At 58.7% G+C, this 16,207-nt stretch carries 14 protein-coding genes; 3 read left to right on the plus strand and 11 right to left on the minus strand.

Going from position 1 to position 16,207, the window contains the following annotated elements; all coding sequences use genetic code 11:
- Positions 1-66: 66 nt before the first annotated feature.
- From greA to grpE, 7 genes are all read right to left on the minus strand, one after another.
- The gene (greA, locus tag ACYASU_RS03700) at positions 67-543 is read right to left on the minus strand and encodes a transcription elongation factor GreA (RefSeq protein WP_122535420.1); all 477 of its coding nucleotides are present in this window, start codon (positions 541-543) and stop codon (positions 67-69) included.
- The gene (gene carB, locus ACYASU_RS03705; RefSeq protein WP_463581985.1) at positions 540-3,761 is read right to left on the minus strand and encodes a carbamoyl-phosphate synthase large subunit; all 3,222 of its coding nucleotides are present in this window, start codon (positions 3,759-3,761) and stop codon (positions 540-542) included. Before carB ends, greA begins: the two co-directional genes overlap by 4 nt.
- A gap of 122 nt (positions 3,762-3,883) precedes the next feature.
- Positions 3,884-5,020, minus strand: coding sequence for a glutamine-hydrolyzing carbamoyl-phosphate synthase small subunit (gene carA, locus ACYASU_RS03710; RefSeq protein ID WP_192173311.1), 1,137 nt, complete (start codon positions 5,018-5,020; stop codon positions 3,884-3,886).
- A 299-nt stretch (positions 5,021-5,319) separates the two neighbouring features.
- Positions 5,320-6,126, minus strand: a complete 807-nt coding sequence (gene dapB, locus ACYASU_RS03715; protein ID WP_192173312.1) for a 4-hydroxy-tetrahydrodipicolinate reductase — start codon at positions 6,124-6,126, stop codon at positions 5,320-5,322.
- 10 nt (positions 6,127-6,136) lie between these two features.
- On the minus strand, positions 6,137-7,267 hold the full coding sequence (gene dnaJ / locus ACYASU_RS03720; protein WP_192173313.1) for a molecular chaperone DnaJ: 1,131 nt from the start codon (positions 7,265-7,267) through the stop codon (positions 6,137-6,139).
- A gap of 323 nt (positions 7,268-7,590) precedes the next feature.
- On the minus strand, positions 7,591-9,510 hold the full coding sequence (gene dnaK / locus ACYASU_RS03725; protein WP_192173314.1) for a molecular chaperone DnaK: 1,920 nt from the start codon (positions 9,508-9,510) through the stop codon (positions 7,591-7,593).
- Between the two features lie 102 nt (positions 9,511-9,612).
- On the minus strand, positions 9,613-10,179 hold the full coding sequence (gene grpE, locus ACYASU_RS03730) for a nucleotide exchange factor GrpE (protein ID WP_065987614.1): 567 nt from the start codon (positions 10,177-10,179) through the stop codon (positions 9,613-9,615).
- A 276-nt stretch (positions 10,180-10,455) separates the two neighbouring features.
- Between grpE and recN the strand changes: the two genes are divergently transcribed.
- Positions 10,456-12,129 (plus strand): DNA repair protein RecN, encoded by a 1,674-nt coding sequence (recN, locus tag ACYASU_RS03735; RefSeq protein WP_192173315.1) that lies wholly within the window; start codon positions 10,456-10,458, stop codon positions 12,127-12,129.
- A gap of 113 nt (positions 12,130-12,242) precedes the next feature.
- Here recN and fur read toward each other — a convergent pair whose 3' ends face one another.
- Positions 12,243-12,650 (minus strand): ferric iron uptake transcriptional regulator, encoded by a 408-nt coding sequence (fur, locus tag ACYASU_RS03740; RefSeq protein ID WP_065987616.1) that lies wholly within the window; start codon positions 12,648-12,650, stop codon positions 12,243-12,245.
- A gap of 98 nt (positions 12,651-12,748) precedes the next feature.
- Here fur and ACYASU_RS03745 point away from each other — a divergent pair, with 98 nt between their 5' ends.
- The gene (locus ACYASU_RS03745) at positions 12,749-13,273 is read left to right on the plus strand and encodes an outer membrane protein assembly factor BamE (RefSeq protein ID WP_074888447.1); all 525 of its coding nucleotides are present in this window, start codon (positions 12,749-12,751) and stop codon (positions 13,271-13,273) included.
- An 87-nt stretch (positions 13,274-13,360) separates the two neighbouring features.
- Here ACYASU_RS03745 and ACYASU_RS03750 read toward each other — a convergent pair whose 3' ends face one another.
- The 3 genes from ACYASU_RS03750 to ACYASU_RS03760 are packed head-to-tail and all read right to left on the minus strand — an operon-like array spanning position 13,361 to position 15,519.
- Positions 13,361-13,681, minus strand: a complete 321-nt coding sequence (locus ACYASU_RS03750; RefSeq protein WP_463581986.1) for an RnfH family protein — start codon at positions 13,679-13,681, stop codon at positions 13,361-13,363.
- Positions 13,674-14,108 (minus strand): type II toxin-antitoxin system RatA family toxin, encoded by a 435-nt coding sequence (locus tag ACYASU_RS03755; RefSeq protein WP_133776812.1) that lies wholly within the window; start codon positions 14,106-14,108, stop codon positions 13,674-13,676. Before ACYASU_RS03755 ends, ACYASU_RS03750 begins: the two co-directional genes overlap by 8 nt.
- Before the next feature lie 7 nt (positions 14,109-14,115).
- Entirely contained in the window at positions 14,116-15,519 is a 1,404-nt protein-coding gene (locus ACYASU_RS03760) for a sodium-dependent transporter (protein ID WP_463581987.1), read from the minus strand.
- Positions 15,520-15,646: 127 nt separating this feature from the next.
- Between ACYASU_RS03760 and smpB the strand changes: the two genes are divergently transcribed.
- Positions 15,647-16,129, plus strand: coding sequence for an SsrA-binding protein SmpB (gene smpB, locus ACYASU_RS03765; RefSeq protein WP_065987620.1), 483 nt, complete (start codon positions 15,647-15,649; stop codon positions 16,127-16,129).
- The last annotated feature ends 78 nt before the right edge of the window (positions 16,130-16,207 follow it).

Genomic DNA, 16,207 nt, shown 5'->3' on the forward strand with positions numbered 1-16,207 from the left:
AAAGTCAGTCAATGACCTTCGAACCCGCTGGCTGAATCACCACCCGCGCAAAGCGGGTGTCGATCATCAAACGTGACGCACTTCCACGATTTCGTACTCGATCACACCGCTCGGTGTTTTCACAGCGACGACATCGCCTTCTTCCTTGCCAATCAACGCGCGAGCAAGCGGCGAACCCACCGAGATCTTGCCCAATTTGAAGTCAGCTTCGTCCTCACCCACGATGTGGTAGGTGACGCGCTCGTCCGTCTCAACGTTCGCGATTTCGACAGTGGTGCCGAAGATCACTTTGCCGGTATGAGGGATCGTAGTGACGTCGATGATCACCTGATTCTGGATTCGGCCCTCGATATCGCGAATGCGCGCTTCGACCATGCCCTGCTGTTCGCGGGCGGCATGGTATTCGGCGTTTTCCTTGAGATCGCCCAGCTCACGCGCAGTCCCGATGTCCTGGCTGAGTTTGGGACGAACCACCTTGGTCAGGTGTGCGTGTTCTTCTTCCAGGGCGCGAGCGCCCTGAACGGTCATTGGGTACTTGATCATGCTTTGAGTCCTGCGTGTAGATCCTGCAAGCGGCGCACGGTTTTTTCAGGGCCGAACTTCAGCGCTTCACAGATGGCCTCGCCCGCGGCAATGGTCGTGGTGCAGTAAATCTTGTGCTGCAGGGCATTGCGGCGAATGGAGTAGGAGTCGGCGATCGACTGACGACCTTCGGTGGTGTTGATGATCAGCGTGACTTCGTCATTCTTGATCATGTCGACCACGTGTGGACGGCCCTCGGTCACCTTGTTGACGCGGCGAACTTTCAGCCCCGCCTCTTCGATAAGACGTGCAGTGCCGGCGGTTGCAACGATGTCGAAGCCCAGCTCGATCAAGCTGCGTGCAACACCTGCCACCAGGGGCTTGTCGTCGTCACGCACGCTGATGAACGCCGTGCCGCAAGTTGGCAGCACTTCGCTGGCGCCCATCTGGGCTTTCGCGAAAGCTTCGCCGAAGGTGTCGCCAACACCCATGACTTCGCCCGTCGACTTCATCTCTGGGCCGAGGATCGGGTCTACACCCGGGAATTTAGCGAATGGGAACACCGCCTCTTTCACGCTGTAGAAGTTCGGGATGATCTCTTTGGTGAAGCCGAGTTCTTTCAGGGTTTTGCCGGCCATGACACGAGCCGCAATCATCGCCAGCGAGACACCAATGCACTTCGAAACGAACGGTACCGTACGCGAGGCGCGCGGGTTCACTTCGATGACGTAGATGTCTTCACCCTGCAATGCCAACTGCACGTTCATCAAACCGACAACGCCGAGCTCGAGGGCCATTTTCTTGACCTGCTCACGCATTTCGTCCTGGATGTGGGCAGGCAGCGAATACGGTGGCAGCGAGCATGCCGAGTCACCCGAGTGAACGCCGGCCTGTTCGATGTGCTGCATGATTGCGCCGATCACTACGTCGGTACCGTCGCAGACCGCATCGACGTCCATCTCGATGGCGCAGTTGAGGAAGTGGTCAAGCAGCACCGGGCTGTCGTTGGACACTTGAACCGCTTCACGCAGGTAGCGCTTGAGTTCGTCTTCTTCGTAGACGATCTCCATCGCACGGCCGCCCAGTACGTAGGACGGACGAACCACCAGCGGGTAGCCGATCTTCGCCGCAGCCCGAATGGCTTCGTCTTCGCTGCGCACGGTAGCGTTTGGCGGCTGACGCAGGTTCAGTCGCTCGACCATTTGCTGGAAGCGCTCGCGGTCTTCTGCACGGTCAATGGCGTCCGGGCTGGTGCCGATGATCGGCACGCCTGCGGCTTCCAGTGCGCGCGCCAGTTTCAAAGGCGTCTGGCCGCCGTACTGAACGATCACGCCTTTCGGCTTCTCGACGCGGACGATTTCCAGCACGTCTTCCAGGGTCACCGGCTCGAAGTACAGACGGTCGGAGGTGTCGTAGTCGGTCGATACGGTTTCCGGGTTGCAGTTGACCATGATGGTCTCGTACCCGTCCTCACGCAGCGCCAGTGCAGCGTGGACGCAGCAGTAGTCGAACTCGATGCCCTGGCCAATGCGGTTCGGACCGCCACCCAGAATCATGATCTTGTCGCGATTCGTCGGGTTGGCTTCGCACTCTTCCTCGTACGTGGAGTACATGTACGCGGTGTCGGTCGCGAACTCGGCAGCGCAGGTGTCGACGCGCTTGTAGACCGGCAGCACATCCAACTTGTGACGGTGCGTGCGCAGGTTTTTCTCGGTCACACCGACCAGCTTGGCCAGGCGTGCATCGGAGAAGCCCTTGCGCTTGAGGCGATACATCAGGTCGCGATCAATTGCCGAAAGACCGAGGGTCTTGACCTTCTCTTCGTCCTTGATCAGATCTTCGATCTGCACCAGGAACCAAGGGTCGATCATGTTCATGCCGAAAATTTGTTCAACTGTCATGCCGGCACGGAAAGCGTCGGCGACGTACCAGATGCGCTCGGCACCCGGAACCGTCAGTTCGCGCTTGAGAATGCTCATGCTTTCCGGATTGCTCAGGTCCAGCTTCGGATCGAGACCGCTGACACCCACTTCAAGGCCCCGCAGTGCTTTCTGCAAGGATTCCTGGAACGTGCGGCCGATGGCCATGACTTCGCCGACCGACTTCATTTGTGTGGTCAGACGCGCGTCGGCCTTGGCAAACTTCTCGAACGCAAACCGTGGCAGCTTGGTGACGACGTAGTCGATCGATGGCTCGAACGACGCCGGGGTCTTGCCGCCGGTGATTTCGTTCTGCAACTCGTCCAGCGTGTAGCCGACAGCCAGCTTGGCTGCCACTCGCGCGATCGGGAAGCCGGTAGCCTTGGAGGCCAGCGCAGAGGAGCGAGAAACCCGTGGGTTCATCTCGATCACGACCATGCGGCCGGTGTCCGGGCAAATACCGAACTGAACGTTCGAGCCGCCTGTTTCGACGCCGATCTCGCGCAGGACCGCCAGCGAGGCGTTGCGCAGAATCTGGTATTCCTTGTCGGTGAGCGTCTGCGCCGGCGCGACCGTGATGGAGTCGCCGGTGTGGACACCCATCGGGTCGAAGTTTTCGATGGAGCAGACGATGATGCAGTTGTCCTTTTTGTCGCGGACAACTTCCATTTCGTATTCTTTCCAACCGATCAGCGACTCGTCGATCAGCAACTCTTTGGTCGGCGACAGGTCGAGACCGCGGGCGCAGATTTCTTCGAACTCTTCACGGTTGTACGCGATGCCACCACCGGTGCCGCCCATGGTGAAGGACGGACGAATGATGCAGGGGAAGCCCAGCTTTTCGAGGACCGCATTGGCCTCTTCCATGCTGTGGGCGATACCGGAACGCGGGCACGCCAGGCCGATGGATTTCATGGCCTTGTCGAAACGCGAGCGGTCTTCAGCCTTGTCGATGGTGTCGGCATTGGCGCCGATCATTTCAACGCCGAACTTCTCCAGAACGCCTTCGCGCTCCAGATCCAGCGCGCAGTTCAGTGCGGTCTGGCCGCCCATGGTTGGCAGCAGCGCATCAGGGCGTTCTTTTTCGATGATCTTGGCGACGGTCGCCCATTTGATCGGCTCGATGTAGGTCGCGTCCGCCATGGCCGGGTCGGTCATGATGGTGGCCGGGTTCGAGTTGACCAGAATGACGCGGTAACCCTCTTCGCGCAGGGCCTTGCAGGCCTGGGCGCCGGAGTAGTCGAATTCGCAGGCCTGGCCGATCACGATCGGGCCAGCACCAAGAATCAGGATGCTTTTAATGTCTGTACGTTTTGGCATGGGTTGTCACTCGAATCCTGTGTCAGTCGGCAAGCCGTCTTGAACATCTCAGGTGCCGGGCGGGCTGTCGGATCTGATCCGGCCCGCCGCGGTCACCTGCTCGCTACAGTCGCAAGGCAGCCTTAGCGGCGCTTGTCCATGGCTGTGATGAAGCGATCAAACAGCGGCGCGACGTCAGTCGGGCCCGGGCTCGCTTCAGGGTGACCCTGGAAGCTGAACGCGTCTTTGTCGGTGCGCTCGATGCCCTGCAGGCTGCCATCGAACAGCGACTTGTGAATCGCGCGAACGTTGCTTGGCAAGGTCGCTTCGTCCACCGCAAACCCGTGGTTCTGGCTGGTGATCATGACAACGCCGGTGTCCAGGTCCTGGACCGGGTGGTTGGCGCCATGGTGGCCCAGATCCATCTTGATGGTCCGAGCGCCGGAAGCGAGCGCCAACAGCTGGTGGCCCAGACAGATACCGAACACCGGAATGTCGGTCTCGAGCACATCCTTGATCGCTTGAATGGCGTAGTCGCACGGTTCGGGATCGCCAGGGCCGTTGGAGAGGAAGATGCCGTCAGGCTTGAGCGCCAGCACTTCACTGGCAGGGGTTTGCGCAGGTACGACCGTCACACGGCAACCGCGCTCGACCAGCATGCGCAGGATGTTCAGTTTGACGCCGTAGTCCCAGGCAACCACGTGGTACTTCAAGTCCGCTGCGGCGACTTCGGGACTGCTGTCGGACTGCAGGTTCCAGACCGTGGAGCGCCATTCGTAGGTCTCTTTGGTGCTGACTTCCTTGGCGAGGTCCATGCCCTTCAAGCCAGGGAATGCTCGCGCTGCTGCAATAGCGGCTTCTTCGGAGATGTTGTCGCCGGCCATGATGCAGCCGTTCTGAGCGCCCTTCTCGCGAAGAATGCGCGTCAGGCGGCGGGTATCGATGCCCGCGATCGCAACGGTTTTATTGGCCTTCAGATACTCGGCCAGTGGCATCTTGTTGCGCCAGTTGCTGGCAACCAGCGGCAGGTCGCGAATCACCAGGCCCGCCGACCAGACGCGGTCAGACTCGGCATCTTCCGGCGTTGTGCCGGTGTTGCCGATGTGCGGGTAAGTCAGGGTGACGATTTGCTGGGCATAGGAAGGATCGGTAAGAATTTCCTGATAGCCGGTCATTGCGGTGTTAAACACCACTTCACCAACGGTTTGACCGTCGGCACCAATGGCTTCGCCGCGAAAAATGCTGCCATCAGCAAGGGCGAGTATGGCTGGCTTAGTCAAGAAGACCTCCCGTAATAAAGCCTGAAAGGGCGATCGCAGGTTGTAAAAAAGCGGAATGACGTATAGACACGTCACCCCGCTTTTTTCGTAGAATTATCTGCGCGCTTTTAGTGGACACACTAAAGCTGTAGCTTACAGAAAGAGGTCTTTTTAATCCACCGCTAAAATTGCCCTGAGGGCTGGGGAGTGCGACGGACGTCGCGTAGCGGGTGCGTACGGCTAATAACTGCGGGCAGGATACAGGTAAAGCCCTTCTCCTGCCCGCATTGTCGCTTTTCACATCTCGGACGCCGAAAGACTCAGCGCAGATCAAGTACATCCTGCATGTCGTAAAGACCCGGCGCCTTGCCATCTAGCCACAGCGCGGCACGCACTGCGCCCTTGGCGAAGGTCATGCGACTGGACGCCTTGTGCGTAATCTCCAGACGCTCACCCTCGGCGGCGAACAGCACAGTGTGATCACCTACGACGTCACCGCCGCGGACCGTGGCGAAGCCGATCGTCTCGCGCTCACGAACACCTGTGTAGCCCTCACGACCGTAGACGGCAACCTTGCTCAAGTCACGCCCAAGGGCATTGGCAACCACCTCACCCATGCTGACTGCCGTACCCGACGGCGCGTCGACCTTGTTGCGGTGATGAGCTTCGATGATCTCGATGTCCGAATCTTCACCCATCACTCGCGCCGCCAGATCCAGCAGCTTGAACGACAGGTTCACACCCACACTGAAGTTGGACGCGAAAACCACGGGAATTTCCCGACTCGCTTCCACCAGTAGGTGCTTTTGTTCGACGCTCAAGCCGGTGGTACCAATGACCATCGCCTTGCCCGCCTTACGGCAGAACGCCAGGTTTTTCAGCATGACGTCCGGCAATGTGAAGTCGATCAAGACGTCGAACTCGTCAGCAACCTGCTCCAGATTACCGGTCAACTGAACACCGATGCGCCCCAGCGATGCGAGTTCGCCGGCGTCGGCACCAATCATCGTGCTGCCGGGACGAACGATTGCCGCTGTCAGTCCGGTGAGCGGCGCACGGTCCTGCACCGCCTCGATCAGGTTCTTGCCCATGCGCCCGGCGGCGCCCATCACAGCAATGCGTCGCATGCCCTGCCCCTTAGAGATCGCCGAAGAAGCGCTTCACGCCTTCGAACCAGCCGCTGGCCTTGGGCGAATGAGAACTGTCGCCTTCAAGGGTGGCGCGGAACTCTTCGAGCAGCTCGCGCTGGCGACGACCCAGGTTCACCGGGGTCTCGACGGCCACACGGCACATCAGGTCGCCGGCGCCGCCACCACGCACAGGGGCTACGCCCTTGCCGCGCAGACGGAACTGCTTACCGGTTTGCGTGCCTTCCGGGATCTTCAGCTTGACGCGACCGTCCAGCGTCGGCACTTCCAGCTCGCCGCCCAGTGCAGCGTCGGTGAAGCTGATCGGCACTTCGCAATACAGATGCTTGCCGTCGCGCTGGAAAATCGCGTGTTCGCGTACATTGATCACAACGTACAGGTCGCCCGTTGGACCACCTTGCGTCCCTGCCTCGCCTTCGCCCGACAGACGAATACGGTCGCCGGTATCGACACCTGGCGGCACCTTGACCGACAGCGTCTTGGACTCTTCGACACGGCCTTCGCCATGGCAGGAGTCACAAGGGTCGGAAATGATCTTGCCGTTGCCGTGGCAACGCGGGCAGGTCTGCTGAACAGAGAAGAAACCCTGCTGCATGCGCACCTGGCCGATGCCGCCGCATGTCGGGCAGGTCACCGGGGACGAGCCCTTTTTAGCGCCGCTGCCATCGCACGGCTTGCAGTTGACCAGTGTCGGTACACGGATGCTGACAGTCGTGCCGCGCACTGCTTCTTCAAGATTCAATTCGAGGGTATAGCGAAGGTCGCTGCCACGCTGGGCACCACCGCGACCACCGCCGCCGGCGCGACCGCCGCCGAAGAAGTCGCTGAAAACATCACCGAAGATGTCGGAGAAGTTGGCGCCACCGCCGCCGAAACCGCCGCCGCCCATGCCCTGATCGACACCGGCATGGCCGTATTGGTCGTAGGCCGCGCGCTTGCTGGCATCGGAAAGCACTTCGTACGCTTCGTTGGCTTCTTTGAAGGCGTCTTCCGAAGCCTTGTCACCCGGGTTGCGGTCAGGGTGATATTTCATGGCGAGACGGCGATACGCCTTTTTCAGGTCCGCTTCGCTGGAGCCACGCTCCACGCCCAGTACTTCGTAATAATCACGCTTTGACATAAATTTTCCGCACTCTTGAGGACGTCCGGCATGACCCTCCTGAGTCTGCCGAACTCGTTGAGCCCCTTTCAGGCCCGGACCCAACTCACGTCAATTCAACGATCCTGGTCTTGGTTCAACGGCCTTTGATCGACCGAGGAAAGCGGCTGAACAAGCCGGAGTGCAGGAGCATCCGGCTTTGCCACAAAGCCCGCGATACGGGATCGCGCGCTTGAAAATTTTGGGTGTTCCAGACACGCCAACGCGGGAGCAAGCTCCCGCGCGGCGACATCCTACCAGCGACCACCAGAAAGCGGTCAACCGGCGATCAAGTGAGCCTGCGCTTACTTGTGGTCTTTTACTTCTTCGAACTCGGCGTCAACGACGTCGTCTGCAGGCTTGCTTTCTTCCTGAGCGGCCTGAGCACCGCCTTCAGGTTTTTCGGCCTGCTCGGCGTACATCTTCTGAGCAACCGGCGCGGAGACCTTCGACAGCTCTTCGATCTTGGCGTCGATGGCAGCCTTGTCGTCGCCTTTAACGGCGGCTTCAAGGGCAACCAGTGCAGCTTCGATAGCGGTCTTTTCTTCCGCGGTGACTTTGTCGCCAGCGTCGGAGATCATTTTGCGAGTCGAGTGAACCAGCGCATCGCCCTGGTTGCGGGCAGAGGCCAGCTCTTCAAACTTGCGGTCTTCGTCCGAGTTCGCTTCAGCGTCGCGAATCATCTGCTGGATTTCTTCGTCCGACAGACCGGAGTTGGCCTTGATCACGATCGACTGAGTCTTGCCAGTCGCCTTGTCTTTCGCGCCGACATGCAGAATGCCGTTGGCGTCGATGTCGAAGGTCACTTCGATCTGAGGCACGCCGCGTGGTGCTGGTGGAATCTCGGCCAGGTCGAACTTGCCCAGGGACTTGTTCTGAGCCGCTTGCTTACGCTCGCCCTGCAGCACGTGAATGGTCACTGCGCCCTGGTTGTCGTCGGCAGTCGAGAACACCTGCGATTTCTTGGTAGGAATCGTGGTGTTTTTCTCGATCAGCGCGGTCATCACGCCACCCATGGTTTCGATACCCAGCGTCAGCGGGCTGACGTCCAGCAGCAGAACGTCTTTCACGTCGCCCGCCAGTACTGCACCCTGGATAGCTGCACCCATGGCAACGGCTTCGTCAGGGTTGACGTCTTTACGCGCTTCTTTACCGAAGAACTCGGTGACCTTCTGCTGAACCAGTGGCATGCGGGTCTGACCGCCGACCAGGATCACGTCGTTGATCGCGCCGATGTCGATACCGGAGTCTTTCAGCGCAATGCGGCAAGGCTCGATGGTGCGCTGAACCAGGTCTTCAACCAGCGATTCCAGCTTGGCGCGCGAGATCTTCACGTTCAAGTGCTTAGGACCGGTGGCATCTGCAGTGATGTAAGGCAGGTTCACGTCGGTCGAATTGCTCGAAGACAGCTCGATCTTCGCTTTCTCGGCAGCTTCTTTCAGACGCTGCATCGCCAGCGGATCACCTTTCAGGTTCATGCCGGATTCTTTCTTGAATTCGTCAACCAGGTAATCGATCAGGCGGATGTCGAAGTCTTCACCACCCAGGAAGGTATCGCCGTTGGTGGCCAATACTTCGAACTGGTGCTCGCCATCAACTTCAGCGATTTCGATGACCGAAACGTCGAAAGTACCGCCACCCAGGTCATAAACGATGACGGTGTGATCGCCCTTCGCTTTGTCCATACCGTAAGCCAGCGCAGCTGCGGTTGGTTCGTTGATGATGCGCTTCACGTCCAGACCGGCAATACGACCGGCGTCTTTGGTGGCCTGACGCTGGCTGTCGTTGAAGTATGCAGGGACAGTGATGACCGCCTCTGTAACAGCCTCGCCGAGGTAGTCTTCGGCGGTTTTCTTCATCTTCTTCAGGATTTCAGCCGAAATCTGAGGAGGGGACATTTTCTTGTCGTTGACTTCAACCCATGCATCGCCGTTGTCAGCCTTGGCGATTTTGTAAGGCACCATCTTGATGTCTTTCTGCACGACTTCTTCGTCGAACTTACGGCCGATCAGACGCTTAACCGCGTACAGGGTGTTGTGCGGGTTGGTCACTGCCTGACGCTTGGCCGATTGACCCACAAGGATCTCGCCGTCGTTGGCATACGCGATGATCGAAGGGGTGGTACGAGCGCCTTCGGCGTTCTCGATCACCTTGGCTTTACCGTTTTCCAGAACCGAGACGCAGGAGTTGGTGGTCCCCAGGTCGATACCGATAATCTTGCCCATTTTTGACTCTCCCGAAACTTAAATTTGGTTGCCGCAACTGCATTTACAAATTGCGGTAATTCTTAAACGCTTGGCCTGTAAATGGGGGCCGCTCAGCTAATTTCAAGCCTGCTCGTCAATAGACGGCGAAACAGGCGATGGCGCCTTGCTGACCACGACCATGGCCGGGCGCAGCAAACGGCCATTGAGCTGATATCCCTTCTGGAACACCTTGAGCACGCTGTTCGGCTCCACATCCGCGCTTTCCTGCATCGCCATCGCCTGATGGTGCTCGGCGTTGAACGGCTGGCCATGAGGGTCAATGGCTTCAAGGTTGTAGCGCTTGAGCGTGTCGTAGAACATTTTCAGCGTCAGTTCGATGCCTTCACGCATCGGCCGGATGCTCTCGTCATCCGAGTTGGACAAGTCAAGGCCCCGCTCAAGGCTGTCAACGATCGGCAGCAGATCGCTGGCAAACTTCTCAAGCGCAAATTTGTGCGCCTTCTCGACGTCTTGCTCGGCACGGCGGCGGACGTTCTGCAGATCCGCAGCCACACGCAGAGACTGGTCCTGCGCCGCTTTCAGCTGCTCTTCAAGCACTTGCACACGCGTTGCCAGATCATCTTGAGAAGTCGCCGTGTCGGCAGCCTGATCCTGAGCCTGCATGTCCGGGTTCTGTTCGTCAGCCATAAATTCTCTCCTTCTAATTACATCCGTGAGCTCAACTCACGCCTCTGCCCGGCTATATGGGGTCGTAATTCTCGGGTTCAAGGGTTTAGGCGCAGGATCGGCTCAATAACCCTACAAATGTTCTGACATGGGTTCGGCGGCCACGCGCGATGGCGAAAAGCAGGATTGATGCTAAAAATGGGCGATGACCTTTCAAATCGAGCTAAGGCCGGGCATTGTCAGCCCAAAGCAAAACACTGTATAAATAACCAGACAAATTGTTTGGGAGCCGCTCTGATGCTGGTCCACCTGTCCATACATAACTACGCCATCGTTGAACATCTCGATCTCGAACTTGATCGCGGCATGAGTGTGATCACCGGGGAAACCGGGGCCGGCAAGTCGATCATGCTCGACGCGCTCGGCCTCACGCTGGGCGATCGCGCCGACAGTGGCGTGGTAAGGCCAGGTGCTGACAAGGCAGACATTCTGGCGACCTTCGACGTGTCGGATATTCCTGAAGCCAGCGCATGGCTAAAGGAGCGAGACCTCGAAACCGACGGTCCCTGCATTCTGCGCCGCGTCATTACTGCCGAAGGCCGATCACGCGCCTATATAAACGGGACGCCTTGCCCCCAGGGGGACCTGAAAGCCCTTGGCGAGCTGGTGATCGATATTCACAGCCAGCACGAGCATCAGTCGCTGCTGAAGACCGATACCCATAGGCGCTTGCTGGACGAATACGCGGGCGCCACCGACCTTGCACGTCAAGTGCAACTGGCCTCCCAGCGCTGGCGGCAAACGCGCCAGGAGCTTGAGCGCCTTTCCAACTCCGGCGACGAGCAGCGTGCCAAGCATCAGTTGCTGAGCTATCAGCTTGAAGAGCTGGAAAGCCTGAGCCTCGGCGAAAACGAGCTCGAACGGCTGGAACAGGAACACACCACGCTGACCAATGCCGAAAGCCTGCTGGGCATCTGCCGGCAAGTTGTGGAGCTGTGCAGTGAAAGTGACTCCGGCAATGCGCTGAACGCACTGACCGCCAGCCTTAATCGACTCAGCAGCGTGAACAACACGCCAGATGCGTTGAATGAAGCGACCAACCTGCTCTCGAGTGCGCAGATTCAGGTCGAAGAGGCCGTCGGCGAGATCAACCGTTTCCTCGATCGCTTCGAAGCGGACCCCGCCCGCCTGCAGCAAATTGAAGAACGCCTCGACACCATCTATACGCTGGCACGCAAACACCGCGTGCAGCCTACTGAAGTTGCAGCGCTGCACCAGAAGTTGCTCGACGAGATCGAAACCCTCAACGCCAACGACGAAGCAATCGAGAGACTGGAACACGAGGTAGGCTCCTATGCGCGGCATTATCAAGAGAAGGCGCGCGAGCTGAGCGACCTGCGTCACCGTGCTGCGCCGGAACTGGCCCACAAGGTCGAGCACGAAATTCAGCGGCTGGGTATGCCGGGCGGACGCTTCAATATCGAGCTGCGCGAGAACGTAGACAAAGAGCTGTCACCCAACGGGCTGGAGCAGGTTGAGCTGCTGGTCAGCGCCAACCCGGGTCAGCCGCTCAAGGCGCTGGCGAAGGTGGCGTCGGGTGGGGAACTCTCTCGGATCAGTCTGGCGATTCAAGTGATCACCGCACAGACATCTCGGGTTCCGACGCTGGTGTTTGACGAAGTGGACGTCGGTATCGGCGGCCCTACCGCTGAAATCGTCGGCCAATTGCTGCGTCGTCTTGGCGAACGCGGCCAGGTCATGACCGTTACGCACTTGCCGCAAGTCGCCGCTCAAGGGCATCAACACCTTTTTGTACATAAAGTCCGGGAAGCAGACGTGACGCGTACAGCGGTGTCCAAGCTGAGCAAGAACGAGCGAGTGGAGGAAGTGGCGCGAATGCTGGGCGGTATCGATCTGACCAAAGAGTCGCTCGCACACGCCAAGAAGATGGTGGTCGCGTCCAAATCTTGATGATCTTTACGGCTTAACCCGGGCGGCGCGGATCTGGCAGCATCCCCTGATCGCAAACTGCAGAAACAACAAAGGCGACCCGAGGGTCGCCTTTGCCGTACTTCACAAAAGGCTTACACCTTTTGCTTGCGTACGTAGAGCACCAGATTGTGGTCAACCAGCTCGAAGCCGTGCTTGCTCACAATGGCTTTTTGCAGCTTTTCGATTTCTTCGTCGAAGAACTCGATGACCTCACCGGATTCCACGTTGACCATGTGGTCGTGGTGACCTCCGTCAGCCAGTTCGAATACCGCGTGGCCGCCGTCGAAATTGTGGCGAACCACCAACCCGGCTGCTTCGAACTGAGTCAGAACTCGGTAAACCGTTGCCAGACCGACGTCTTCGTTGGCCTCCATCAGCGCCTTGTAGACGTCCTCCGCGCTCATGTGACGCTGCTGCGCAGAATCGAGCATTTGAAGGATCTTGACCCGCGGCAGGGTCACTTTAAGTCCGGCTTTGCGTAGTTCGCTATTTTCAACCATGGTCAGCTTTCTCGCAGACGCTGCTTCGCAGCTTCTCTTAATGCAGGTATGATCGGGGTTTACGTTGTCCCAGCCAAGATAGTGGAAGTCGCCCACCGATGCAAAACACCAAGCTCTTGCTAACCAGTTTCACCTTCGTGGGACTGCTCGCACTCGCCGGTTGTTCATTCCCCGGGGTTTATAAAATCGACATCCAACAGGGCAATGTCGTCACGCAGGACATGATAGACCAGTTGCGCCCGGGAATGACCCGTCGGCAAGTAAGGTTTATCATGGGCAACCCTTTGTTGACCGACACCTTTCACCCTGAACGCTGGGACTATCTGTACAGCCTGCAGCCTGGTGGTGGCGAACGCCAGCAGGAACGCGTCAGCCTGATCTTCAATGGCAATGACCAGCTGGCGAGCCTGTCCGGTGACTTCAAGCCGGGTGTCAGCCGCGACGAGGCCATTCTCGGGAAGAGCAGCGACACGACTGTCACCCCCGAAAACCAAGGGACGCAGCCGCCGAAGGAAGAGCCGCCGAAGCCTGGCTCGTTGCTTGAGCAGATTCAGAACGACGTCGACAAGGTCGAAACCGTTCCCGTTCCTTCCCAGGAGCCGCTGGACACAAACCCGCGCTGATCCCCCTTTTCCTTCTGGAATCAGCCGCACAAAAAAGCCCGGGTATACCGGGCTTTTTTACGTTTTTCAATCGAGCCGATGAGAAAATTAAATCGGTTTTCGCACCTTTCTCGACTCCACTGCCTTTAAAGCGCGCAGACGGCGCACCTCTTTCGGATCAGCCAGCAATGGGCGATAGATCTCAACCCTGTCGCCGGCTTCCACCTCACGCTGCTCCGGGTCGCCCACGAGCTTGCCGAAGATGCCCAACGGGCACTGCGCGATGTCCAGCTCAGGAAAGTGCTCGGCCATGCCCGATACAATAGCCGCAGCGCGTACCGATGTTCCGACGGGCACGTCCAGCGCCAGCAACTCCTGGCGGTCGACGGCGGCATAGACCACCTCGACGCGGATCGTTAGCTCAGCCATGCAGCTCTTTGGCTCGCTGGCAGAAAGCATCAACCAAGGTGTTGGCGGCCTGATTGAACAGCGGACCCAGGGTCGCACGGACAATCGAACCGCTGTAGTCGAACGACAGGTCGAGGCTGATCTTGCAGGCCTTTTCATTCAGGGCCTTGAAGGTCCAGACGCCGTGAAGCTGACTGAAAGGCCCCTCCTCCAGATTCATCTCGATGGTTTGCCCCGGCGTCAGCGTGTTGCGAGTAACGAAGTGCTGGCTCAGGCCGCCTTTTGCGATCTCGACACGCGCACGCATTGAGGTATCACTCTGCTCAAGCACGGTACCGGCAGAACACCACGGCAGAAACTCGGAGTAGCGACTCACGTCGTTGACCAGGTCGTACAGCGCCTGGGCGGGATATGGCAAAAGGGCGGAACGTTGAATATGCGTAGTCATGTCAGCGTCATTTCCAAAGCTGAGCGGCAAAGACAACCACAATGCCGATCGGCGCCACATAGCGCATCAAAAAGAACGTTAAAGCGAACAGAACCGGGCTGCGTACCGACAACTCGTCGCGCACCGCACCGCGTCCCATCACCCAACCTGCGAATACCACAAAGCACAATCCACCCAGCGGAAGCATGATCCGCGAGGTGAAGAAATCGATGACGCCGAAGAAATCCAGCCCCGACGACGCTCCCCACTGATAGAGGTGGAAGCCGCCGCCTTCGTTCACGAAGAATTTGGCCTGCTTCCAGATGTTGAACGAGAAAACCGTCCCGAGGCCGACGAACCAGCAGATGAACGATAGCCAGAACGTCACCCAGCCGCGGCGAACTTTTGTGCGCTCGACCAGATACGCGACCATGGGTTCGAGCAAGGAAATGGCCGAGCTCCAGGCCGCGACCGCGACAAGGATAAAGAACACCACGCCCATGACCGTACCGAAGGCGACGTTACCAAATGCATACGGCAGCGTAACGAACATCAGGCCCGGCCCTTCGCTTGGGTTCAGACCCGCCGCGAACACAATCGGAAACAATGCGAGGCCCGCCAGCAGCGACACGAAGGTGTCGAGCAATGCCACGCCCACCACCGTCGCGCTGATCGAGGCCTCTTTGGTCATGTAGGCGCCGTAAATCATGATCGAACCGACGCCCACACTCAGCGAGAAAAACGCATGCCCCATGGCCGGGAGCAAGCCATCGAGCAGCTTCTCGGGGGTGAAGTCGAACATGAAATGCACCCCTTCCATGAAGTGCCCGGTGGTCAGGCTATAGCCCAACAGAATCACCATCAGCACGAACAGCAACGGCATCAGGATACGCAGGCTGCGCTCAAGGCCGGCATTGACGCCCTTGGCGATGGTGATCGCCGACAACAGCATGAACAGCGTATGCCAGCCGACCAGACGCCAGGGATCGGCAATCATCTCGCCAAAATAGGCGCCGACACCATCAGGCGTCACGCCTTTGAAATCGCCCTTGCCGACATCGATGATGTACTCGAGCGACCAGCCACCAACGACGCTATAAAAAGAAAGGATCAATAGCGCGGTGACCATGCCGGCGAAAGCGCCCCATGACCACTTTGACGAATGCCCCGCTTCCAGGGCCAGCGTACGCAGCGCGTTGGCCGGACTCTGCCGTGCGCGTCGCCCGATAAGCGTCTCGGCGATCATCACCGGAATCCCGATCAGGGCGATGCACGCCAGAAACACCAGCACAAACGCGCCGCCGCCGTAGACGCCGACCATGTAGGGGAATTTCCAGATGCTGCCCAACCCTACGGCAGAGCCGGTGGCCGCCAGGATAAACACCCAGCGACTGGCCCAACTCCCGTGAACCGAAACCTTGTCCGTCGACATCGTTGACACGTCCAACACGCAAAAAAGATCGCGCATTGTCCGGGATTCACTCCACCTGCTCAAGCACACAGCTTCAGCGCGCGAGCCCATAGCCGAGACGCCCGTTGATCCCTATAATGCGTCGCCTATGGCTAAGCTCAAGAAACATCCCACAGGGACCATCGCGCAAAATAAAAAGGCGCGTCACGATTACTTCATCGAACACAAGTTCGAGGCCGGTCTGGTCCTGGCTGGCTGGGAAGTAAAAAGCCTGCGTGCCAACAAGGTGCAGCTGGTTGACAGTTACGTGTTGCTCAAAGACGGTGAGGCCTGGCTGATGGGTAGCCATATCTCGCCACTGACGACAGCCAGTACCCACGTCATCGCTGACCCGACACGCACCCGTAAACTGTTGCTCAACAAGCGCGAGCTGGAAAAGCTGACGTCGTCTGTTCAGCAAAAAGGCTATGCCTGCGTGGCCCTTGCCCTTTACTGGAAGCAGCACTTGATCAAGTGCGAGATTGCTCTGGGCAAAGGCAAGAAGGAATACGACAAGCGCGATACCGAGCGCGAACGCGACTCCAATCGCGAGCTGCAACGCGCAGTGCGGAACAAGGGCAAGGAAGACTGATTCAGTCTTTCCGGCCGCTTAGAAACGCCGCTCTAACCGGTGGCGCACGGTCCGCGATGGGTCGGGCGCCGTGCAGCG

The organism is Pseudomonas sp. HP_12 (genome assembly GCF_055283955.1).

Coding starts and splice junctions, on each gene's coding strand:
- greA (WP_122535420.1), bottom strand. CDS start 543: ATGATCAAGTACCCAATGACCGTTCAGGGCGCTCGCGCCCTGGAAGAA.
- carB (WP_463581985.1), bottom strand. CDS start 3,761: ATGCCAAAACGTACAGACATTAAAAGCATCCTGATTCTTGGTGCTGGC.
- dapB (WP_192173312.1), bottom strand. CDS start 6,126: ATGCGACGCATTGCTGTGATGGGCGCCGCCGGGCGCATGGGCAAGAAC.
- dnaJ (WP_192173313.1), bottom strand. CDS start 7,267: ATGTCAAAGCGTGATTATTACGAAGTACTGGGCGTGGAGCGTGGCTCC.
- dnaK (WP_192173314.1), bottom strand. CDS start 9,510: ATGGGCAAGATTATCGGTATCGACCTGGGGACCACCAACTCCTGCGTC.
- grpE (WP_065987614.1), bottom strand. CDS start 10,179: ATGGCTGACGAACAGAACCCGGACATGCAGGCTCAGGATCAGGCTGCC.
- recN (WP_192173315.1), top strand. CDS start 10,456: ATGCTGGTCCACCTGTCCATACATAACTACGCCATCGTTGAACATCTC.
- fur (WP_065987616.1), bottom strand. CDS start 12,650: ATGGTTGAAAATAGCGAACTACGCAAAGCCGGACTTAAAGTGACCCTG.
- ACYASU_RS03745 (WP_074888447.1), top strand. CDS start 12,749: ATGCAAAACACCAAGCTCTTGCTAACCAGTTTCACCTTCGTGGGACTG.
- ACYASU_RS03750 (WP_463581986.1), bottom strand. CDS start 13,681: ATGGCTGAGCTAACGATCCGCGTCGAGGTGGTCTATGCCGCCGTCGAC.
- ACYASU_RS03755 (WP_133776812.1), bottom strand. CDS start 14,108: ATGACTACGCATATTCAACGTTCCGCCCTTTTGCCATATCCCGCCCAG.
- ACYASU_RS03760 (WP_463581987.1), bottom strand. CDS start 15,519: ATGTCGACGGACAAGGTTTCGGTTCACGGGAGTTGGGCCAGTCGCTGG.
- smpB (WP_065987620.1), top strand. CDS start 15,647: ATGGCTAAGCTCAAGAAACATCCCACAGGGACCATCGCGCAAAATAAA.